This is a genomic window from Streptomyces griseiscabiei (assembly GCF_020010925.1).
Classification (GTDB): domain Bacteria; phylum Actinomycetota; class Actinomycetes; order Streptomycetales; family Streptomycetaceae; genus Streptomyces; species Streptomyces griseiscabiei.
Window position 1 is genome coordinate 3,068,586 of sequence record NZ_JAGJBZ010000002.1, and the last position, 21,682, is coordinate 3,090,267.

A 21,682-nucleotide genomic window follows, 5' to 3' on the forward strand; every position below is an offset into this window, starting at 1 on the left:
ACCCCGGGGCCCGGGGCGGCGTTTCGCGTCCGTGGCGCGCGTCGGAGCCCCTGCCCCGGGCCGTGCGCGGCCCGTGCTCCGGGCCGCGCGTGGTCCATGCCCCGGCCGTGCCTGGCCCGCGCTCACCCGCGCGGATGGATTCCTGCGGCCGGCGAGGGCAACGCCCACCCCTGGAGCCCGTCAGTGTGTGCGAAAGCCGTCAAGGCTGTCGCACATGCCCACACCTCATGTGCGACCGGCCCGGCTGCCACGGGGCGTACGCCCCCGCCGGGCCTTCCCGGCCAGGGCCGCGACCGTCGCGGCCACCGTGCTGGCCCTCCTCCTGACCTTCCCCGGCACCGCCACCGCGGCCCCGGGCGACCTCGATCCCGCCTTCGGCGGCGACGGCAGGCTGCTCACCGACCTCGCCGACGACGACCGCGCCCACGACGTGGCCGTACAGCCGGACGGGAAGATCGTCTCCGTCGGTTCCTCGGCCGACCACTCGGTGACGGAGAGCCGCTTCGCGCTGACCCGGCACCACGCCGACGGCACCCCGGACACCGGCTTCGGCGGTGACGGCACGGTGACCACCCCCGTCAACAACATGGACCCCGACCTCCAGTGGAGCGAGGCCCACGCCCTGGCGCTGCAGCCCGACGGCAAGATCGTCGTGGTGGGCTCCAGCTGGCGCGGGTGGGAGAACTGCTGCTGGTTCACGGTGGCCCGGTACAACGCCGACGGCACCCTGGACTCCGGTTTCGGCGGCGGTGACGGCCGGGTCTTCACCGACTTCGGAGGCCCGGACGAGGCCCGGGACGTGGTCGTGCAGCCCGACGGAAAGATCGTGGCCGTCGGCAGTGCGGGCGGCCGGGTCGCGCTGGCCCGGTACCAGGCGGACGGCTCCCCGGACACGGGTTTCGGCGGGGGTGACGGCCAGGTGGCCACCGACCCGGCGCCGGGGCTGAACGAGGGCGGCGACGGGCGCACCCTGGCGCTCCAGGCCGACGGCAGGATCGTCGTCGGCGGCCAGGTCGGGTCCACCCGCTTCGACTTCGTCGTCCTCCGCTACACCGCCGACGGCACCCTGGACCCGTCCTTCGGCGGCGACGGCATGGAGCGCACCGACTTCGGCGCGTACGAGTCCGTCGAGGGGATCGCCGTCCAGCCCGACGGCAGGGTCGTCGCCGCGGGCGGCAGCAGCGGCCGATTCGCCCTGGCCCGCTACCGGACCGACGGCACCCTCGACCCGGCGTTCGACGGCGACGGACGGGTGCTCACCCCCGGAGGCGGCGGAGCCGCGGACGTGGCGCTGCAACCGGGCGACGGCCGGATCGTCGTCGCGGGGAGCAATGGGCCCGGCGGTGACTTCGCCGTCCTGCGCTACAACCCCGGCGGCGGCCAGGACACCGGCTTCGGCACCGGCGGCGTCGCGACCGCGGACTTCGGCGGCGGCGACGCGGCCCAGGGCGTGGCGCTCCAGCCCGACGGCCGCATCGTCGCCGCCGGCTGGGGCGGCCCCGACACCGACTTCGCGCTGGCCCGCTTCGAGGGCGGCGGCACGCCACCACCGGCCGGCGTGGACCTGTCGGTCACGAAGTCCGGCCCCGCCACGGCCGCCATCGGTGACCGGCCCGTCCACACCGTGCGCGTGACCAACACCAGCGCCACGACCTCCGCCACGAACGTCTCCCTGTCCGACACGCTCAGCGGCGTGGCCGCCTCGGTCGTCTCGGCGACCACCACCTCGGGCACCTGCACCACCACGGCCACGAGCGCCAGTTGCTCCCTGGGCACCCTCGCCCCCGGAGCCGTCGTCACGGTGACGGTCGCCGTCGAGCCCCGGGCCGCCGGCACGCTCACCGACCGGGCCACGGTCGGCGCCACACAGGCCGACCCCGTCGCCGGGAACAACACGGCCACGGCGACCACCACGGTCACCAACTCCCGTGGCTGCACCCGTATCGGCACCAGCGGCAACGACACCATCACCGGCACCTTCGGCAACGATGTGATCTGCGCCCTCGGCGGCGACGACACCGTCAACGCGGGCTCCGGCAACGACACCGTCCACGCGGGCCACGGCAACGACCGGATCGACGGCGGCGCCGGGAACGACACCCTCGGCGGCGGCCCCGGCAACGACAATCTGATCGGCAACAGCGGCACCGACAACCTCAACACCGTCGACAGCGTCTCCGGCAACGACACCGCCAACGGCGGCCTCAACACGGACACCTGCACGACCGACCCGGGCGACATCCGCGTCAGCTGCCCCTGACCCGCACGGCACATCGACACCCCCGGGCCCCGCGCGACCGTACGCGGGGCCCGGCGGCATTCGGCCGGTGCCCGTCTCGGATTGACGGATTCACCGCCGCCTCCGCCGGGTAGCGAACCGCTAATGTCATGAGCACGATCAATCTCGATCAGTCCTTCCTTCCCCCACAAGGAGGTCGAACATGCACATCCGTACGCTGACCGGCGGCCTGGCCGCCGCCCTGCTGGTGTCCTTGTCCCTGACGGCGGGCCAGGCCGTGGCCGCCCCCACCGACACGGCCGACGCCACCCTGGCCGCCCGGGTCTTCACCTACGACGCCAGCGGCTCCGCCGAGTTCAGGAGCGCGGTCGACCGGGGCGCGGCGATCTGGAACGAGAGCGTCGACGCCGTCGAGCTGCGCCCGTCCGCCACCGGGCAGCGCGCGAACATCCGGGTCGTCGCGGACAACGGCTGGCCCCGCGCCCTGACCACGAGCCTGGGCAACGGCACCGTCTACATCGGCCGCCAGGCCGTCGACCAGGGCTACGACACCATCCGTATCTCCGCCCATGAACTCGGCCACATCCTGGGCCTGCCCGACCGCAAGCCCGGCCCGTGCTCCAGTCTGATGTCCGGCTCCACCGCGGGCACCGCCTGCACCAACCCGTACCCGAACGCGGCCGAGAAGGCGGAGGTCGAGGGCAACTTCGGCGGCCTCCTCGCCGACCGGGCCCCGGCCGCGCGCCCCCAGCTGATCGTGGACTGACGTCCGCCGCACCACGGACGAGGGCCGCACCCGCTCCGGGTGCGGCCCCCGCCATGACGGAGAACACGGTCGCCCCACCGACCGGTGAATCGCCCTACCGGTCGTCGTCCTCCCCGGCCTCCAGCAGGGTCGCCGCCTCGCCGACGATCCTGCGGTCCGGTTCGCCGACCACCTCGTGGTCCCTGCCGGTGTAGTCGAAACGGGCCAGCACACTGCGCATGGCCTCCACCCGGGCCCGCTTCTTGTCGTTGCTCTTCACCACGGTCCACGGCGCCTGCTCGGTGTCCGTCTCACGGAACATGGCCACCTTCGCGGCGGTGTAGTCGTCCCAGCGGTCCAGGGAGGCCAGATCCATCGGGCTGAGCTTCCACTGCCGTACGGGATCGACCTGACGGATCGTGAAACGGGTGCGCTGCTCGCCCCGCGACACCGAGAACCAGAACTTCACCAGGTCCACGCCGTCGTCGACGAGCATCCGCTCGAAGGCGGGCGCCTGCCGCATGAAGCGCCGGTACTCGTCGTCCGTGCAGAAGCCCATCACCCGCTCCACACCGGCCCGGTTGTACCAGGACCGGTCGAAGAGCACGATCTCCCCGGCCGTCGGCAGATGCTCGACGTAACGCTGGAAGTACCACTGCCCGCGCTCGCGCTCGGTCGGCTTCTCCAGCGCCACCACCCGGGCGCCGCGCGGATTGAGGTGCTCGGTGAACCGCTTGATCGTGCCGCCCTTGCCGGCCGCGTCCCGCCCCTCGAAGACCACGACCAGCCGGCGCCCGGTCTCCTTGATCCAGCTCTGCAGCTTCAGCAGCTCGATCTGCTGCAGCCGCTTGTGCCAGTCGTACTCGCCGCGTTCCATGCGCCGGGCGTACGGATAGTTCTCCCGCCAGGTGTCCACCGGGCTGCCGTCGGGGCGGATCAGCACCGGGTCGTCGTGGTCGCTGTAGTCGACACGCATGTCGGTCAGCAGTTCGGTCATCGCTTGCTCCCGAGGAGAGTCAGTGGAACTGCGGCACGATCAGGAAGATCCCGTACGCCACTACCGCGGCGCACGCCAGGAAGCACAGCCCGGCCACGCCGAGGCCCACCGCGTCGGTGCCCCCGTCGTCCTCGCGCGCGGTCTCGGCGCGGGCCAGGCCCAGCACCCCCAGGGCGAAGACGACGACCACCCCGACCGTGACTCCGGTGCTCACCGCGGCGACCTCGCCGAGGGCGCTCCAGTCCAACTGCATCGTTCCTGCTCTCCTTGCTCTCGCGGACCCGGGCTGCTCGACGGACTCGGCAGGGGGATACGGCTCAGGCGGCGGTGGAGACCTCGGCCGGCACCGCGCCGCGGACGCCGACCTCGTGGGTCTCGTTGACGTTGGACGCGTGCACCGGGTCGCGGCGCGACATCAGGACGATGACGGCGGCGACGGCCAGGGCGAGCAGCGCGATGACCACGAGACCGAGGTTCCCGCCGTGCGTCACCACGCTCGCGGCGAGACCGCCGACCAGGGCGGCGGCGGGCAGGGTCACCAGCCACGCCACGACCATCCGCCCGGCCGTGCCCCACCGCACCTCGGCCAGACGCCGGCCCAGACCGGCGCCGAGGATGCCGCCGGAGCAGACCTGCGTGGTCGACAGCGCGAAACCGAGATGCGCGGAAGTCAGGATGACCGTCGTCGAGGCCGCCTCCGCCGCGAAGCCCTGCGGCGACCGGATGTCGGTCAGCCCCTTGCCCATCGTCCGGATGATCCGCCAGCCGCCCAGATACGTGCCGAGGCCGATCGCCAGTCCGGCCGACCCGATCACCCACAGCGGCGGTCCGGCGTCGTGGCCGAGCGCCCCGGCCGAGATCAGGGTGAGCGTGATGACGCCCATCGTCTTCTGCGCGTCGTTGGTGCCGTGCGCGAGCGAGACCAGCGACGCCGAGGCGATCTGCCCGAGCCGGAAGCCCTTCGTCACCGTCTTCTGCCGGGCGCGGGCGGTGACCCGGTAGGCCAGATACGTCGCGATCAGCGCGGCGACGCCCGCGACCAGCGGCGAGGCGACCGCCGGGATGAGCACCTTCTCGACCACCTTGGCGAAGTGCACCCCGTGCTCGCCCGCGCCCACCCACACGGCCCCGATCAGACCGCCGAACAGCGCGTGCGACGAACTGGACGGCAGCCCCAGCAGCCAGGTCGTCAGGTTCCACAGGATCGCGCCGACCAGACCGGCGAAGATCATGCCCGGGGTCACCAGGGTGTCGTCCACGATGCCGCCGGAGATCGTCCTCGCGACCTCGGTGGACAGGAACGCGCCGACGACGTTCAGGACACCGCTGATCAGGACCGCTGTTCTGGGCCGCAGCGCGCCGGTGGCGATCGAGGTCGCCATCGCGTTGGCCGTGTCGTGGAAGCCGTTGGTGAAGTCGAAGGCGAGGGCCGTGACGATGACGACCGCCACGAGGAACGTGATGTGGTCCATGCCGACGATGCAAGCAAGCCGAGGCATACGGGCGGCGAAGCGGAGGCAAAGCCCACGCGTGCGCGCGGTCATGCCACCTACAAGTCCGCCGCTCCGCCGCCGCACGCCCCGACGACGTCGGCCCGCGTTCAGGCGGACGCGGCCCGACTGTCGAGAACGCGTCGTTTTCTCGGGGGACGGGTGCCGATCCACGCCATGTTCCCCCGACCGGCCCCGCCGCCCCCTATGTTCACGGCGGTAGCCGCCGTCGTCACCGCCCCCGCAGGAGGCCCCGCATGCGCCGCACCCCCCGTACCGTTCTCGCCGGGGCGGTCACCGCCGCCGTCCTCGTGGCCGGCGGAACCGCCCATGCCACGCCCGCGGGGCCGGGGGTCACCGGCCGTGTGATCAGCAAGACCACCGCGCACGGCACCGACTACGTCCTGCGCGAGGTCACCGTCCCACCGGGCCAGGCCACCGGCTGGCACTACCACGACGGCCCCCTGTACGGGGTCGTCGAGCAGGGCACCCTCAGCCACTACGACTCCACGTGCGAGACCGACGGCGTCTACTCCACCGGCGACACCATCCAGGAACCGGCCGGATCCGACTACGTTCACATCGGCCGCAACCTCGGCGACACCCCCCTCGTCCTGGTCGTCCTCTACGTCCTGCCCCAGGGCGCCCCGTTCTCCGAGGACGCCCCGAACCCGGGCTGCTCCTTCGAGTGAGCGTCGGTCGGTGTCAGGCGCGGCGGCCGACGGCGACATAGGTGTGGGCGAAGAAGCGGAGGCCGGACAGGTCCTTCTCGACCTCCGCGAACGCCGCGTCCCAGCGGGCGATGTCGTCGGCGGTGACGATGCCCTCGGCGAGCAGCGCGTCACGGGCGGCCCAGGCGGGGCCGCGCATGCCGGGCGGGGGAGTCATCACGTCGATATGGCCCTGGTGGACGACGACGTCGAGTCCGGCGGCGGTGAGGAGTTCGTCGAGCCGGACACCGACGGAGAGGTCGTTGCCCCGGCGCCGGTGCAGCTCGCGGTAGCACTCGTCCATCTCGTCGTACGCGGCCGGCGCGCCCCGCAGCCGGAAGCCGGTCGCGTCGACGTCGACGAGGTACACCGTGCCGCCGTCCGGCCCGGCCAGCTCGGCGAGGTGGTCCACGATCGCCTGCTCCCGGCCGCCGTTGTGGGCGAGCACATGCCGGAGCATCACCACGTCGAACGTGCCCTCGGCGAGTCCGGTGGCCTCGGCGGAGCCGGCGGAGGTGTGCACGGGCACACCGGAGTGTCCGGCCAGCGCGGAGGCGACGGCCAGCGCGTCACCGTCCCGGTCCACCGCCCACACACCACCGTCCGGTGCGGCGATCCCCGCCAGCCGCACCGCGATCGCCCCCGGCCCGCACCCCACATCCGCGATCCGCGCCCCCGCCACCACCCCGGCAGCCGTCCACAACTCGCGTTCCCGCCGCTCGGCGATGTCGGCCATGAGCCGGTACCGCGCGATCTCCGACTCGTCGAGCGCCAGTGAGTAATCGGCCACTTGAGGACTCCTCCCATGCTTCGTCGACGGCCCATTGTGGACGCCAGGCCCCCACAGCCCATGACGCACACGGCGTCTTTCCGGTTTACGTCGTTGATCCGATTGCCGGGCGGCGCATAGGTTCGCTGTATGACGAACGTACGGATCGGTGTGATGCACGACCGCGACTGGGCCCCGGAGGGGCTGCCCGAGTTCGCGCGGCGGGTCGAGGCACTGGGTGTGGACGATCTGTGGGTGGTGGAGGACCTCAACTGGAACGGCGGCGTGTCGGCGGCGGCCGTGGCCCTCGGGGCGACCCAGCGCCTGCGGGTGGGCATCGGCATCACCCCGGCCCCGCTGCGCAGCCCCGCGCTGCTGGCGATGGAACTGGCCACTCTCGCCCGGGTGTTCCCCGGTCGGCTGGTGGCGGGCATCGGGCACGGTGTGGGGGAGTGGATGGCCCGGGCCGGTGTCGCGCCCCGTTCCCCGCTGGCCCTGCTGGAGGAGACGATCACCTCCGTACGCACCCTGCTGCGCGGTGAGCGCGTCGAGCTGGCGGGTCGTGAAGTACGGCTGGACGGCGTCGAGTTGGTGCATCCACCGGCCGAGGTCCCGCCGGTCGTCGCGGGTGTGGTGCGCCCCCGTTCCCTGGAGCTGTCCGGCCGGGTCGCCGACGGCACACTGATCGCCGAGGGGCACGGCCCGCGCGACCTGGAGCGCGTCCGCGAGCTGACGGCCAAGGGCGGCGCCACCGACGACCACACCCTGACCGTGTTCGCCTTCGCCCGTGTCGGCGACGACCCCGACGAGGTGGCCCGCGCCCTGCACCCCCACACCGAGGGCCACGGCGCCTGGCTGGGCCGCCCCCAGGAGGAGGTCTTCACCGTCTCCGGCGACGCCGCCCGCGCCGCCGACGGCATCCGCGCCCTCGCCGCCGCCGGCGCCGACACGGTCGTCCTCCGCTTCGTGGGCGACGATCCGCTGCGCCAGCTGGAGGCCGTGCTCGGGGCGCGCTGAGCCGGTCACCTCCACCCGGGCCGGGCGGCTGTTTTCATCCGCCCGGGCAGGGGACCCGGGCCCCATGGTGCACATCGGATACACGATGATGACCGAGCAGGCCGGACCCCGTGAGCTCGTCGACCATCTGGTGCGGGCCGAGGGCGCGGGGTTCGACTTCTCGGTGACGTCCGACCACTACTTTCCGTGGCTGCGTTCGCAGGGTCACTCGCCGTACGCGTGGACCCTGCTGGGCGCGGCCGCCCAGGCCACCTCGCGCATCCCCCTGATGACGTACGTGACCTGCCCGACGTTCCGCTACCACCCGGCGGTGGTGGCGCAGAAGGCGGCGACGACGCAGCTGCTGTCGGAGGGCCGGTTCCGACTCGGGCTCGGCGCGGGCGAGAACCTCAACGAGCATGTGGTGGGCGGTGGTTGGCCCTCGGTGAACGTGCGGCACGAGATGCTCCGGGAGGCGGTGGAGATCATCCGGGCGCTCTTCGAGGGCGGCCATGTGAACCACCACGGCGAGCACTACGACGTGGAGTCCGCCCGGCTCTGGGATCTCCCGGACGACCCGCCGCCGATCGGTATCGCCGTCTCCGGCGAACAGTCCTGCGCCCTCGCCGGCGAACTCGCGGACCTGGTCATCGCCACGGAACCCGAGCCCGGACTGCTCCGGGCCTTCGACCGGCACGGCGGCACGGGCAAACCGCGCGTGGGACAGCTGCCGGTCTGCCACGACCCCGACCGCGACACCGCGATCCGGCGCGCCCACGACCAGTTCCGCTGGTTCGGCGGCGGCTGGAAGGTCAACTCCGAGCTGCCGCACCCGGATTCGTTCGCCGCCGCCACGCGGTACGTCACGCCCGACGACGTCGCCGCGTCCATCCCCTGCGGCGACGACCCGGAGGTCTTCGTCGAGGCCGTACGGCCGTACGCCGAGGCCGGGTTCACCGAGATCGCCCTGGTGCAGATCGGCGGCGAGTCGCAGCCGGCCTATCTCGACTGGTCGGAGAAGACCCTGCTGCCGGCGCTGCGCGACGCCTTTGGCGAACCCGCCCACCGCTGAACCCGGCGCGCTAGTCTCGCGCCATGTCCGAGGCATCCGCGGCGCGCTTCTACGACGAACTGGCCGACGACTACCACCTGATCTACGCCGACTGGGACGCGAGCCTGCGCCGGCAGGGCGCCGCCCTCGACGCCCTGATCGGCCGGTCCGGTGCCGATGTGCTGGACTGCTCCTGCGGCATCGGCACCCAGGCGATCGGCCTGGCCTTGCGCGGGCACCACGTCACCGGGACGGACCTCAGCCCTCGCGCTGCCGCCCGCGCCGCCCGTGAGGCCGTCTCCCGGGGCGTCCGCCTGCCCACGGCCGCCGCCGACATGCGGCGACTGCCGTTCCCCGACGGCCGGTTCGACGCGGTCGTCTGCGCCGACAACTCACTGCCCCATCTGCTGACGGAACGGGACGCGCGTGCCGCCCTGACCGAGATGCGCCGCGTACTGCGTCCCGGCGGCCTGCTGCTGGTCAGCACCCGCCCGTACGACGACCTGCTGCGCGACCGCCCCGCATCGACGCCCCCACAGGTCCACCTCCACCGACCCGCCGGCCCCGCCCCGGCCGACCTCGCCGGTCCCGGCGCGGGCACCGGCGGCGGAGAGCGCACCGTCACCTTCCAGCTCTGGCACTGGCACGACGACGGCGAGCACTACGACCTGGAGCACTTCCAGCTCCTCCCGGAAGGCGGCGGATGGCGGGTCGAGGTCCGCCGCACCACGTACTGGGCGCTCGGCCGGGACCGGCTGGCCGGCCTCGCCGCCGAGGCCGGGTTCGTCGACGGCGTCTGGCGCACGCCCGACCGGACCGGCTTCTTCCAGCCCCTGTTCATGGCCCGTGCCGCACTCCGCCCGGAAAGCTGACCCACGTCCTCGACGAGGCGCCCTCAGAGCACCACGGCCATGCTGATCAGGCCGATCGCCACCAGGACCACCACCAGCATGATCACGGTGAGGGACATCGCCTCCCAGCCCTTGCGCGGCGCGGGCGGCTCCGGGTGGGAGATACCGGACGTGGAGCCCTCGGCGGGTGGTGTCTCGCCGGGCGGCACAGCGTGGAGTGGTTCCACTGTCATGGGCCGCGGCGCGGCGGGATGCCGGAGGGCGGGATCAGGAGTGGCCATGACGCACGCTCCCTTCGGTGCTCAGGCAGGCTCAAGTACTGTGACCTACGTACCCATATCGTATGAAAAGGAACGTCATTCCTCTTTCCCGTGTGCCTTCTTTCCTCTGTGCCTTCGCCGCACAGGGTCGCCCGTGGTGACCGTGAGTGTGCGGGGACGGCGTCGCGGACACTGGAAGGACAGCTGGAAGGACAGCAGAGGGGAGGCCGACCATGCTGACCGCCGTCCGTGAACAGCTGGGCCAGGCCCTGTTCCGCCGGGTCGCCGGTCCCGACGGACCCGACACACGTGCCCGTATCCATGAGACCCCCGGCCCGCGCTGGTTCGGTCCGGACCGCCCCATCCGCACCGTCCACGGTGACGCCTCCATGTTCATCGGCGGGCTGAGCGCCCTGCTGCTGCAGTCCCTCCACCCGCTCGCCATGGCGGCCGTCGCCGGGCACTCCGGCTACCGAGGAGACCCCTGGGGCCGGCTCCAGCGCACCAGCACCTTCCTGGCCGTCACGACCTACGGCACCGCCGAGGACGCCCGGCGGGCGGTCGACCACGTCCGGGGCATCCACGAGCGGATCCGCGGGACCACGGCCGAGGGCGTGCCGTACCACGCGGCCGATCCGCGGCTGCTCGGCTGGGTGCACACCGCCGAGACGGTCAGCTTCCTGCGCGCCCACGAACGCTTCGGGGCCCAGCCGCTGGACGCCGCCGGCTATGACGCGTACGTCGCCGACACCGCGCGCGTCGCCGAAGAACTCGGCGTCACCGACCCGCCGCGCGACCGCCGTGAACTCGCCGAGCGCCTCACCGCCTACCGGCAGGAGCTGCGGGCCACGTCCGAGGCCCGCGCCGCCGCCCGCTTCGTGCTGTTCCAGCCGCCCCTGCCACTCGCGGTACGGCCCTTCTACGGCGGGCTGGCCGCCAACGCGGTCGCCCTGCTGCCGTCCTGGGCCCGCGGCATGCTGTGGCTGCCCCGGGTGCCGGTCGTGGAGCACCTCGCCGTACGCCCCACCGGCCAGGCCCTGACCCGGACGATCCGCTGGGCCATGGCACCGTCCCGCCCCTCCCGTCCCTCCCGTCCCTCCGGCCCCGGGTGAGCCCACGGCCCCCGATGCCCGTGCGTCCCGGTGGGGCGCGCGGGGGAGAATGAGGGCCGTACTCAACTCGACCTCTGCGACAGGAGCGGGGACATGCAGGACGCGCGAGCGGGACAGGTCGCCGGGCCCGAGGATCTCATCGACGTGGCCCGTCTGGTCACGGCGTACTACGCGCTGCACCCCGACCCGGCAGACCCCGGGCAACGGGTGGCGTTCGGGACGTCGGGACACCGCGGCTCGTCCCTGACGACGGCGTTCAACGAGGACCACATCGCGGCCACCAGCCAGGCCATCTGCGAGTACCGCGCCGCACAGGGCACCGACGGCCCCCTCTTCCTCGGCGCCGACACCCACGCCCTGTCCGAGCCCGCGCGGATCACGGCACTGGAGGTGTTCGCCGCCAACGACGTGACCGTCCTCATCGACGCCGCCGACGGCTACACCCCCACCCCGGCGGTCTCGCACGCCATCCTCACCCACAACCGCGGCCGGACGTCCGCGCTCGCCGACGGCGTGGTGGTCACCCCCTCCCACAACCCGCCCGCCGACGGCGGCTTCAAGTACAACCCGCCGAGCGGTGGCCCCGCCGGTTCGGAGGCGACCTCCTGGATCCAGGACCGCGCCAACGACATCATCACGGCCGGCCTGAAGGACGTACGGCGCATCCCCTACGCCCGTGCCCTGGCCGCACCCGGCACCGGCCGTCACGACTTCCTCGGCGCGTACGTGGCCGATCTCCCGAACGTGCTGGACCTGGAGGCGATCCGGTCCGCCGGAGTGCGGATCGGCGCCGACCCGCTCGGCGGCGCGTCGGTCGCCTACTGGGGGAGGATCGCCGAACAGCACCGGCTCGATCTCACGGTGGTGAACCCGCTCACCGACCCCACCTGGCGTTTCATGACGCTGGACTGGGACGGCAAGATCCGGATGGACTGCTCCTCGCCGTACGCGATGGCCTCGCTCATCGAGGCCCGCGACCGGTTCGACATCGCCACCGGCAACGACGCCGACGCCGACCGGCACGGCATCGTCACGCCGGACGGCGGACTGATGAACCCCAACCACTACCTGGCCGTGGCGATCTCCTATCTCTTCGCGCACCGGGAGCAGTGGCCCGCGGGCGCGGGGATCGGCAAGACCCTGGTGTCGTCGAGCATGATCGACCGGGTCGCGGCGGACGTCGGCCGCCCCCTGGTCGAAGTCCCCGTCGGCTTCAAGTGGTTCGTGGACGGCCTGTCCGACGGGACGCTCGGCTTCGGCGGCGAGGAGTCGGCGGGCGCCTCCTTCCTGCGCCGCGACGGCTCGGTGTGGACCACCGACAAGGACGGCATCATCCTCGCCCTGCTCGCCTCCGAGATCACGGCGGTCACCGGACAGACCCCGTCACAGCACTACGCGCGGTTCACCGACCGCTTCGGCGCCCCCGCCTACGCCCGCGTCGACGCCCCGGCCTCCCGCGAGGAGAAGGCGCTGCTCGCCAAGTTGTCCCCGGCCCAGGTCACCGCCGACACCCTCGCCGGTGAACCCGTCACCCAGGTGCTCACCGAGGCCCCCGGCAACGGCGCCGCCCTCGGCGGCATCAAGGTCGCCACCGCCAACGCCTGGTTCGCGGCCCGCCCTTCGGGCACCGAGGACGTCTACAAGATCTACGGGGAGTCCTTCCTCGGCCCGGACCATCTGCGCCGGGTCCAGGAGGAGGCCAGGTCCGTGGTGCTTGCGGCACTGAGCGCCTGACGGGACGCCGCCGGACCGGTTCGGCCGGCCCGGCGGCACCCGGTTCAGACGTTACGGCGGTACTGGCCGCCCACCTCGAAGAACGCCTCGGTGATCTGCTGCAGCGAGCAGACCCGGGCGGCGTCCATCAGGACGGCGAAGACGTTGGTACCGCTCACCGCCGCGTCCTTGAGGGCGACCAGCGCGGTGTGGGCCTCGTCGCGGTGCCGGTTCTGGTGCTCCCGTACGCGGTCGAGCTGGGACTGCTTCTCCGTCTCGGTGGCACGGGCCAGCTCGATGACGACCGGCTCGGCGGTGTCGGCGTGCGGGTTGCGGAAGGTGTTGACGCCGATCACGGGCAGCGTGCCGTCGTGCTTGCGCTGCTCGTACAGCATCGACTCGTCCTGGATGCGGCCGCGCTGGTAGCCGGTCTCCATCGCGCCGAGCACACCGCCGCGTTCGCTGATCCGCTCGAACTCCCTCAGGACCGCCTCCTCGACCAGGTCGGTGAGTTCGTCGATGACGAAGGAGCCCTGGAGGGGGTTCTCGTTCATGGCCAGCCCCCATTCCCGGTTGATGATCAACTGGATGGCCAGGGCCCGGCGCACGGACTCCTCGGTGGGGGTGGTGACGGCCTCGTCGTAGGCGTTGGTGTGCAGGCTGTTGCAGTTGTCGTAGATCGCGATGAGCGCCTGGAGGGTGGTGCGGATGTCGTTGAAGTCCATCTCCTGGGCGTGCAGGGAGCGGCCGGAGGTCTGGACGTGGTACTTGAGTTTCTGCGACCGCTCGCCCGCCCCGTACTTGTCCCTCATCGCCACCGCCCAGATCCGGCGGGCGACCCGGCCCAGCACCGCGTACTCGGGGTCCATGCCGTTGGAGAAGAAGAACGACAGGTTGGGGGCGAAGTCGTCGATGTGCATGCCCCGGGCGAGGTAGGCCTCGACATAGGTGAAGCCGTTGGCGAGGGTGAAGGCGAGCTGGCTGATGGGGTTCGCGCCGGCCTCGGCGATGTGGTAGCCGGAGATGGACACCGAGTAGAAGTTGCGGACCTTCTGCTCGATGAACCACTCCTGGATGTCGGCCATCATCCGCAGACTGAACTCGGTGGAGAACAGACAGGTGTTCTGGCCCTGGTCCTCCTTGAGGATGTCGGCCTGGACCGTGCCGCGCACGTTCGCCAGCGCGTGCGCGCGCAGCTCGGCGGCCTCCGCCGGTGACGGGTCGCGGCCCTCGGCGGTCCGGAAGGCGTCGATCCGCTGGTCGACGACGGTGTTGAGGAAGAACGCGAGGACGGTCGGCGCGGGCCCGTTGATGGTCATGGAGACCGAGGTGGTCGGCGCGACCAGGTCGAAGCCGTCGTAGAGGGCCTTCATGTCGTCGAGGGTGGCCACCGACACGCCCGAGGTGCCGACCTTGCCGTACACGTCGGGGCGTTCGTCGGGGTCCCGGCCGTAGAGGGTGACCGAGTCGAACGCCGTGGACAGCCGGGTGGCGGGCTGGCCCTCGGAGAGCAGCTTGAAGCGGCGGTTGGTGCGGAACGGATCGCCCTCGCCGGCGAACATCCGGGCGGGGTCCTCGCCGTCCCGTTTGAAGGGGAACACCCCGGCGGTGAAGGGGAAGTGGCCGGGGAGGTTTTCCCGGCGCCAGAAGTTCACCAGTTCCCCGTGGTCGGTGAACCGGGGCAGCGCCACGCGGGGAATGCGGTTCCCCGACAGCGACTCGCGGGTCAGTTTGGTGCGGATCTCCTTGTCCCGCACCTTCACGACCTGCTCGTCCCCGGAGTACGACGCCACCAGGGCGGGCCAGTTCGCGAGCTGTTCGCCGAGATCGTGCGGGAGCTGCCGGCGGGCGTCCTGGAGCAGGGCCCGCACGTCGTCCGTGCCGTGGCCGGCGTCGGCGAGTTCACGGCCGACCAGGTCCAGGCGCTGCACCCGGCGGGCGGCCTCGGCGAGCCTGCCGGTCTCGGCGTGGTAGCCCCGGACGGAGTCGGTGATTTCGGCGAGATAGCGCACCCGGTCCGCGGGCACGACCTGCCGGATGCCGGAGGAGTGGCGTACGTCGACCGGCGCCAACGCGCCCTCGGTCAGCGGCAGTCCGTGCTCGGCCAGGGCGGTCCGCACATGCTGGTAGAGCGCGGTGACGCCGTCGTCGTTGAAGGTGGCCGCCGAGGTGCCGTACACCGGCATGTCCTCGGGGCGCAAGCCGAACGCCTCGCGGTTGCGCACCAGTTGGCGTCCCACGTCACGCAGCGCGTCCTTCGCGCCCCGCCGCTCGAACTTGTTGATCGCCACCATGTCGGCGAAGTCGAGCATGTCGATCTTCTCCAGCTGCGAGGCGGCACCGAACTCCGGTGTCATCACATACATCGAGGTGTCCACGAACGGGACGATCGCCGCGTCGCCCTGTCCGATGCCCGGGGTCTCCACGATCACCAGGTCGAACCCTGCGGCCTTGACCACGTCGATCACATCGGGCAGGTGCTCGGGCAGCTCGCGGCTGCCCCGGGTGGCCAGGCTGCGGAAGAAGATCCGGCCGCCGTCCAGGGAGTTCATCCGGATCCGGTCGCCGAGCAGCGCGCCACCGCCCCGGCGGCGGGTCGGGTCGACCGCGATCACGGCGATCCGCAGCTTGTCCTGCTGGTCGACACGGAACCGGCGCACCAGCTCGTCGGTCAGCGAGGACTTGCCCGAACCGCCGGTGCCGGTGATGCCCAGCACCGGAGTCACCCGGGCCGAGGCGGCGGTCCGCACCTGGGCCAGGAGGTCCGGCGGGAGCTTCCCCAGCTCGGCCCCGGTGAGGGCGCGGGCGATCGCGAACCGGTCCCCCGCGAGCACGGCGGCGGCATCCGCCGGCCCGCTGTCCCACAGGTCGAAGTCGCAGTCCCGTACGACCGTGTTGACCATTCCGGCCAGCCCCATCCGCTGACCGTCCTCGGGGGAGAAGATGGTCACCCCGCTGCGGCGCAGCCGGGTGATCTCCTCCGGCACGATGACACCGCCGCCACCGCCCACCACCCGGACGTGGTCGGCGCCCCGCTCGCGCAGCGACTCGACCAGGTACTCGAAGTACTCCACGTGTCCGCCCTGGTAGGACGAGACCGCCACACCGTGGGCGTCCTCCTCCAGCGCCGCGTCCACGACCTCCCGCACCGACCGGTTGTGCCCGAGGTGGATCACCTCGGCGCCCTGGGACTGGAGGATGCGCCGCATGATGTTGATCGACGCGTCGTGTCCGTCGAACAGGGCCGAGGCGGTGATCAGACGGACGGGGTGCACGGGGCGGTGCAGGTCGCTCATGGGGGCCTTCCCGGGCGGGTCGGGGGAACGCTGTCTGAAGAGATAGTAGGACGTCCTAGTAAATTATCGGTAGTGGCCTCGCCGCGCCCGCGCGGCCCCCGGCCCGCCGGGGCCGCTCGGGCGCGGCGAGGCCGCCGGCTCAGCGCCAGGCGGGTGCCCCCGGCGCGGGCGGCGGCCGGGTCTCGATCCTCGTGCGGATGTCCCGCATCACGGAGACGATGCGGGCCTCGTGGTCCGGGGTCAGCCGGGCCACCGGGACCGAGCAGCTGATGGCGTCGGTGGCCGGGGTGTCGTACCGCAGGGCGAAGCCGAAGCCGGCGATACCGGTCACCGTCTCCTCGCGGTCGACGGAGTGGCCGCGCTCGCGCACCTGGGCCAGGTCGGTGAGCAGGGCGGCGCGGTCGGTGTGGGTGGTCCCGGTGAGGGCGGTCAACGGCCCGTCGGGGAGCGGAAGTTCGTCGTCGGGCCGCTCGGCGAGCAGTGCCTTGCCCAGGGCGCCGGCATGGGCGGGGACGCGGCGGCCGACCCGGCTGATGGTGCGCAGATACTCGTGGGACTCGCGGGTGGCCAGATAGACGACGTCGGGGCCGTCGAGGCGCGCCATGTGGATCGTCTCGCCGAGTACGTCCGACGCCTCGTCGAGGAAGGGGCGGACCGCGCGGATGTGCCGGTCGCCGTCGAGGTAGCCGGTGCCGGTCAGCAGCGCGCGGATCCCGATGCCGTAGAGGGAACCGGTGGCGTCGGTGCGGACCCAGCCGCAGTCGACGAGGGTCTGCAGCAGCTGGTACATGCTGCTGCGCGGTACGCCCAGATCCTCCGCGAGCTCGTCCAGACGCGAGGGTCGCTCGCCCCGCGCGGCGAGCAGTTCCAGCAGCGCGACGGTCCGGGACGCCGACTTCACGCCGCGGACCCCTCTCCCCTCGGTCATCCGCCCATCGTAGATCCGGGCCGATTGGCCACCGCACACCCATTGACCGCCCGATGTTCACACACCTAGCCTCCATCTGCATACGTGGACAACATCTTCATATGGGGATGGAGGGATGTCTCCGTCGCCCGTCGTGCCCCGGTCCCCGCCCTCATCGGTTCAAAGGAGAACTGTCTTGCCCCTCCTCGTGGTCGCGGTCGGTGTTCTGATCCTGCTTCTCCTCATGACCCGGCTGAGACTGAACGGATTCGCGGCTCTTCTGCTCGTCGCGGTCGGCGTGGCACTGGTCCAGGGCATTCCGGTGGCGACCATCCCCGACGTCCTCTCCGAAGGCATCGGGGGCCAGATCGGCGACACCATGCTCACCATCGGACTCGGTGCCATGGTCGGCCGTGTCATGGGGGACTCCGGCGCCGCGCAACGGATAGCCGGCAAGCTCCTCGACGCCTTCGGCCCGCGCTGGGTGCAGGTGGCCATGGTGGTCACGTCCATGCTGATCGGCGTGACCATGTTCTACGAGGTCGCGTTCATCATCATCGTGCCCATCGCGTTCACCCTGGTCAGGGTCACCGGTGCGAAGCTGCTGTGGGTGGGCCTGCCGATGTCGATCGCGCTCTCCACCATGCACAGCTTCCTGCCGCCGCACCCCGGCCCCACCGCCGTCGCCGCGACCTTCCACGCCTCCGTCGGACTGACGCTGTTCTACGGCCTGTTCATCGCCGTCCCCGCCGGCGCGCTCATCGCCCTGACCTGGCCGCGCCTCCCCTTCGTACGGGCGATGAACCCGTCCATCCCCCAGGGTCTGGTCACCGAGCGCGAGTTCACCGACGAGGAGATGCCCGGCCTCGGCTGGTCGCTGTTCGTGGCCCTCTTCCCCGTGGTGCTCATCGTGGCCGCCGCCGTGACGGACATGGCCACCTCCACCGAGAGCCCGCTCCTGAACACGGTCGCCTTCGCCGGCTCGGCACCGATCGCGCTGCTGCTGACCCTGTGCCTGGCGATCTGGGCGTTCGGACCGCGGATCGGGCGGAGCCTGGACGAGGTCGGCGCCTCCTGCACCTCGGCGGCGAAGGCCATGGCGATGATCCTTCTGGTGATCGGCGCCGGCGGGGCCTTCAAGAACGTCCTCGTCGAAGGCGGCATCTCCGACTACATCAAGGACGCCACCGACAACTGGTCCGTCTCACCCATCATCCTCGCCTGGCTCGTCGCCGTCATCCTCCGTATCGCGCTCGGCTCGGCGACGGTCGCCGTCGTCACCGCCTCCGGCGTGGTGCTGCCGCTCCTGGCGGGCAGCGGGGTCCACCCGGAGATGATGGTGCTGGCCGTCGCCTGCGGCTCCATCGCGTGCTCCCATGTCAACGACCCGGGATTCTGGCTGTTCAAGGAGTACTTCAACCTCTCCGTCATCGAAGCGATCAAGGTCCGCACCTCCTATACGACGGTGCTCGCGATCCTCGGTCTGGGCGGCGTCCTGGCGTCCGAGTGGGCCCTCGACGTCCTCGGCCTCTGAACCCCACCCGTGTTTCCCCGAACCACCTCACCCTGGAAGGGCACCAGATGAGCAGCGGACAGCCGACCGTCACGGCGTTCTCCGTCTACCCGGTCGCCGGACGGGACAGCATGGAGCTGAACCTCTCCGGCGCCCATGGCCCCTACTTCACCCGCAACATCGTCGTCCTCACCGACTCCGAGGGACGCACCGGGCTGGGGGAGGTCCCCGGCGGGGAGAAGATCACCCGCACTCTCCGCGACGCCGAACCCCTCGTCCTCGGTGCGAAGTTGGGCGACCACAAGCGTGTCCTGCGCGAGATCGGCGAACGGTTCGCCGACCGCGACACCGGCGGACGAGGCGCCCAGACCTTCGACCTGCGGACCACCGTGCACACGGTCACCGCCGTCGAGTCGGCGCTGCTCGACCTCCTCGGGCAGCACCTCGACGTACCCGTCGCGGCACTCCTCGGCGACGGCCGGCAGCGGGATTCCGTCCGGGTGCTGGGATATCTGTTCTACGTCGGCGACCCGGACCGGACCGACCTGGAGTACGTCCGCGAACCCGACGCGGACGCACCGTGGCACCGCATCCGCCACGAGGAGGCACTGACCCCCGAGGCGATCGTCCGCCAGGCGGAGGCGGCCCACGACCTCTACGGCTTCCGTGACTTCAAGCTCAAGGGCGGCGTCCTGGAGGGCGCGCGGGAGGTCGAGGCCGTCCAGGCGCTGAAGAACCGCTTCCCCGAGGCCCGGATCACCCTCGACCCGAACGGCGCGTGGTCACTGCGCGAGGCGATCGACCTGTGCCGGCCCCTGCTCGGCACCCTCGCCTACGCCGAGGACCCCTGCGGCGCCGAGGACGGGTACTCCGGACGGGAGGTCCTCGCCGAGTTCCGCCGCGCCACCGGACTGCCCACCGCGACCAACATGATCGCCACGGACTGGCGGCAACTGGCCCACGCCCTGACCCTCCAGTCGGTCTCCATCCCGCTGGCCGACCCGCACTTCTGGACCATGCAGGGCTCCGTACGCGTGGCACAGCTGTGCAACGCGATGGGTCTCACCTGGGGCTGCCACTCCAACAACCACTTCGACATCTCCCTGGCCATGGTCACACACTGCGGCGCCGCCGCCCCGGGCGAGTACAACGCCCTCGACACCCACTGGATCTGGCAGGAGGGCCTGGAACGGCTCACCACCGCCCCGCCCCGCATCGTCGACGGTGAGATCGCCGTGCCGGCCGCCCCGGGCCTGGGCGTCCACCTCGACCGGGAACGCCTCCTCGCGGCCCACGAGCTCTACAAGGAGAAGGCGGCCGGATCCCGCGACGACGCCGTCGCCATGCAATACCTCATCCCCGACTGGAAGTTCGACAACAAGCGCCCCTGCCTGGTGCGCTAGACGGCCGAGCGGTTGTGCGGACTCACTCGGACTCGGCGGCCTCGGACGAGGCCTGGTGCTGCTCCCGCGGCTGGTCCTGGGCGGGTTCCTGGGTGTCGGGGGCGGTGTAGTAGACGGACGAACCCTGCCTGGTGCGCTGCGCGTTGCTCTTGGCCACCAGGCCTTCGAGGGTGGTGCGCACGACGTTGGTCTGGATACGGCGGTCGGGGTGCGCCTGGGTGAGCGCGGTGGCGACCTCGGCGGCGGAACGCGGTTCGCTCTGCTCGGTCAGGTGACGGCGGATCAGCTCGACGAGAGTGGGCTGTGTCTTCTTGGCGGGCGCGGGCTTGGCCGCCGTGGTCTTGGCCGCCGTGCTCTCGGCCGTGGAGCTCTTCGCAGTCGCGGTCTTCGCCGGGGCGGCTTCGGCCGTCGCGGTCTTGGCCTGGGTCTTGGCCTGGGCCTTGGGCTTGGTGGCGGCGGGCTTCTTCGCCTGCTTGCCGGTCTGCGGGGCCGGAGCCTTCTTCGCTCGTGTCCGCTTGCCGGACGTCGGAGCGGTGGCGGTGGCGGTGGGGGTGGCGGTCTTCTGCCGGGGTACGGACGGCGCCGCGACCTCCTCGGTCACGGAAACCGGTTCGGCGGCTGATCCGGCGGCGGGCCCGGGAGTCACGACGCCCAGTGCCTGCTGCATGTTCGCCAGCACGCTCCGGTCCTGCTGGAGGCTCTGGAGCTGCTCCTGCAGAGCGTCGATCTCCTGGCGAAGACGCTCCTGCTCCTTCGCGTTGCGTTCGAGGTCGGCGGAGACCTGGGCGGTGTACTGGGCCTTGAGGTCGGTTGTCTCCGAAGGTGTTTCGGTCATGGTGGTTACCTCCCGGCAACGAATGGGGTGTGTGCGGATGTTACTCACCCTCCCTGTCTCACCGTTCGTGAGTCCGCGCAGATTCCCACGGAGAGGTGGAGTACGGCAGCCGGTATGTCTGTGGTCCGCGGCCGACGGGATTCCCACGAAGGAGCGACGGCGCGGACCCGCTGTCTGGCTGCGTGGACCGGTGAAGAGTGCCAGGCTTGACGTGTGTCCCGGTATTCACCGGGGTGACGAGCGTGTCCGGGCAGCGGCGACGGCAGCCGCGGGGCCATGGGCACGGCCATCACCTGTCGGAAGGTGGCAGACAGTGAGCACACAGCCCTTCTCCGAGGACTATCCCCGGCTCACGCCGTACCTCTGCGTGGACGGCGCGGCGGCCGGGATCGACTTCTACATCGCCGTCCTGGGCGCCACGGAACGCATGCGGATGGCGTCGCCCGACGGCAAGGTCCACCACGCCGAGCTGGAGATCGGCAACTCGGTCGTCATGGTCGCGGACGAGTTCCCGGACCTGGGGTTCCGCAGTCCGAAGACGCTCGGCGGGACACCGGTGAACCTGTATGTGTACGTCGAGGACGTCGACGAGGTGTTCGCCGCCGCCCTGTCCCTGGGCGCGACCGAGGTGACCGCGGTCAAGGACGAGTTCTACGGCGACCGGGTCGGGCAGTTCGAGGACCCCTTCGGCCACCGGTGGCATGTCGCCACACATGTGGAGGACATCTCGCCGGAGGAGATGGAGAAGCGCGCCAGGGAGGCCATGCCGGGCGGGGACTGAGCCGGGCGGGGACC

General features: G+C 71.6%; 19 protein-coding genes. 11 read left to right on the top strand and 8 right to left on the bottom strand.

The window, feature by feature from the left end; all coding sequences use genetic code 11:
• Positions 1-214: 214 nt before the first annotated feature.
• Both J8M51_RS30585 and J8M51_RS30590 read left to right on the top strand, forming a co-directional pair.
• Positions 215-2,260 carry a DUF11 domain-containing protein gene (locus J8M51_RS30585; RefSeq protein ID WP_086751782.1) on the top strand — a complete coding sequence of 682 codons (2,046 nt, stop codon included), beginning with the start codon at positions 215-217 and terminating at the stop codon, positions 2,258-2,260.
• A gap of 181 nt (positions 2,261-2,441) precedes the next feature.
• A complete protein-coding gene (locus J8M51_RS30590; protein WP_086751780.1) occupies positions 2,442-3,005 on the top strand; it encodes a snapalysin family zinc-dependent metalloprotease in 564 nt (187 codons plus the stop codon).
• 94 nt (positions 3,006-3,099) lie between these two features.
• Here J8M51_RS30590 and ppk2 read toward each other — a convergent pair whose 3' ends face one another.
• The 3 genes from ppk2 to J8M51_RS30605 all read right to left on the bottom strand — a co-directional run bounded on the left by ppk2 (position 3,100) and on the right by J8M51_RS30605 (position 5,453).
• A complete protein-coding gene (gene ppk2 / locus J8M51_RS30595; RefSeq protein ID WP_086751778.1) occupies positions 3,100-3,981 on the bottom strand; it encodes a polyphosphate kinase 2 in 882 nt (293 codons plus the stop codon).
• A 19-nt stretch (positions 3,982-4,000) separates the two neighbouring features.
• Entirely contained in the window at positions 4,001-4,234 is a 234-nt protein-coding gene (locus J8M51_RS30600) for a hypothetical protein (protein WP_086751776.1), read from the bottom strand.
• Positions 4,235-4,298: 64 nt separating this feature from the next.
• Positions 4,299-5,453, bottom strand: coding sequence for an inorganic phosphate transporter (locus tag J8M51_RS30605; RefSeq protein ID WP_086751774.1), 1,155 nt, complete (start codon positions 5,451-5,453; stop codon positions 4,299-4,301).
• Between the two features lie 275 nt (positions 5,454-5,728).
• Here J8M51_RS30605 and J8M51_RS30610 point away from each other — a divergent pair, with 275 nt between their 5' ends.
• Positions 5,729-6,163 (top strand): cupin domain-containing protein, encoded by a 435-nt coding sequence (locus tag J8M51_RS30610; protein ID WP_216588176.1) that lies wholly within the window; start codon positions 5,729-5,731, stop codon positions 6,161-6,163.
• Between the two features lie 13 nt (positions 6,164-6,176).
• On the opposite strand, the gene J8M51_RS30615 is transcribed toward J8M51_RS30610, so the two are convergent.
• Complete coding sequence (locus J8M51_RS30615) at positions 6,177-6,971, bottom strand: class I SAM-dependent methyltransferase (protein ID WP_267299604.1); 795 nt, start codon at positions 6,969-6,971, stop codon at positions 6,177-6,179.
• A 129-nt stretch (positions 6,972-7,100) separates the two neighbouring features.
• Here J8M51_RS30615 and J8M51_RS30620 point away from each other — a divergent pair, with 129 nt between their 5' ends.
• The 3 genes from J8M51_RS30620 (at position 7,101) to J8M51_RS30630 (ending at position 9,869) form a co-directional block, all read left to right on the top strand.
• Entirely contained in the window at positions 7,101-7,967 is an 867-nt protein-coding gene (locus tag J8M51_RS30620; protein WP_086760884.1) for an LLM class flavin-dependent oxidoreductase, read from the top strand.
• 64 nt (positions 7,968-8,031) lie between these two features.
• The gene (locus J8M51_RS30625; protein ID WP_086760882.1) at positions 8,032-9,018 is read left to right on the top strand and encodes an LLM class F420-dependent oxidoreductase; all 987 of its coding nucleotides are present in this window, start codon (positions 8,032-8,034) and stop codon (positions 9,016-9,018) included.
• A 23-nt stretch (positions 9,019-9,041) separates the two neighbouring features.
• Entirely contained in the window at positions 9,042-9,869 is an 828-nt protein-coding gene (locus J8M51_RS30630) for a class I SAM-dependent methyltransferase (protein WP_267299605.1), read from the top strand.
• Positions 9,870-9,892: 23 nt separating this feature from the next.
• Here the strand turns inward: J8M51_RS30630 and J8M51_RS30635 are convergent, their stop codons facing one another.
• A complete protein-coding gene (locus J8M51_RS30635; protein ID WP_086764647.1) occupies positions 9,893-10,129 on the bottom strand; it encodes a DUF6480 family protein in 237 nt (78 codons plus the stop codon).
• 212 nt (positions 10,130-10,341) lie between these two features.
• Here J8M51_RS30635 and J8M51_RS30640 point away from each other — a divergent pair, with 212 nt between their 5' ends.
• Positions 10,342-11,220 carry an oxygenase MpaB family protein gene (locus J8M51_RS30640; protein ID WP_267299606.1) on the top strand — a complete coding sequence of 293 codons (879 nt, stop codon included), beginning with the start codon at positions 10,342-10,344 and terminating at the stop codon, positions 11,218-11,220.
• A gap of 93 nt (positions 11,221-11,313) precedes the next feature.
• Positions 11,314-12,954: a phosphoglucomutase (alpha-D-glucose-1,6-bisphosphate-dependent) gene (gene pgm, locus J8M51_RS30645; protein ID WP_086762110.1), complete on the top strand. Its 1,641-nt coding sequence runs from the start codon at positions 11,314-11,316 to the stop codon at positions 12,952-12,954.
• A 44-nt stretch (positions 12,955-12,998) separates the two neighbouring features.
• On the opposite strand, the gene icmF is transcribed toward pgm, so the two are convergent.
• Both icmF and J8M51_RS30655 read right to left on the bottom strand, forming a co-directional pair.
• Positions 12,999-16,229: a fused isobutyryl-CoA mutase/GTPase IcmF gene (gene icmF, locus J8M51_RS30650; protein ID WP_267299607.1), complete on the bottom strand. Its 3,231-nt coding sequence runs from the start codon at positions 16,227-16,229 to the stop codon at positions 12,999-13,001.
• Positions 16,230-16,368: 139 nt separating this feature from the next.
• Complete coding sequence (locus J8M51_RS30655; protein WP_267299608.1) at positions 16,369-17,157, bottom strand: IclR family transcriptional regulator; 789 nt, start codon at positions 17,155-17,157, stop codon at positions 16,369-16,371.
• A gap of 175 nt (positions 17,158-17,332) precedes the next feature.
• Here J8M51_RS30655 and J8M51_RS30660 point away from each other — a divergent pair, with 175 nt between their 5' ends.
• Positions 17,333-18,670, top strand: a complete 1,338-nt coding sequence (locus tag J8M51_RS30660; RefSeq protein ID WP_086763022.1) for a gluconate:H+ symporter — start codon at positions 17,333-17,335, stop codon at positions 18,668-18,670.
• 47 nt (positions 18,671-18,717) lie between these two features.
• Positions 18,718-20,052, top strand: coding sequence for an enolase C-terminal domain-like protein (locus tag J8M51_RS30665; RefSeq protein WP_086763024.1), 1,335 nt, complete (start codon positions 18,718-18,720; stop codon positions 20,050-20,052).
• Between the two features lie 22 nt (positions 20,053-20,074).
• Here the strand turns inward: J8M51_RS30665 and J8M51_RS30670 are convergent, their stop codons facing one another.
• On the bottom strand, positions 20,075-20,887 hold the full coding sequence (locus J8M51_RS30670; RefSeq protein WP_086763026.1) for a hypothetical protein: 813 nt from the start codon (positions 20,885-20,887) through the stop codon (positions 20,075-20,077).
• Between the two features lie 313 nt (positions 20,888-21,200).
• Here J8M51_RS30670 and J8M51_RS30675 point away from each other — a divergent pair, with 313 nt between their 5' ends.
• On the top strand, positions 21,201-21,668 hold the full coding sequence (locus J8M51_RS30675; protein WP_086763028.1) for a VOC family protein: 468 nt from the start codon (positions 21,201-21,203) through the stop codon (positions 21,666-21,668).
• The last annotated feature ends 14 nt before the right edge of the window (positions 21,669-21,682 follow it).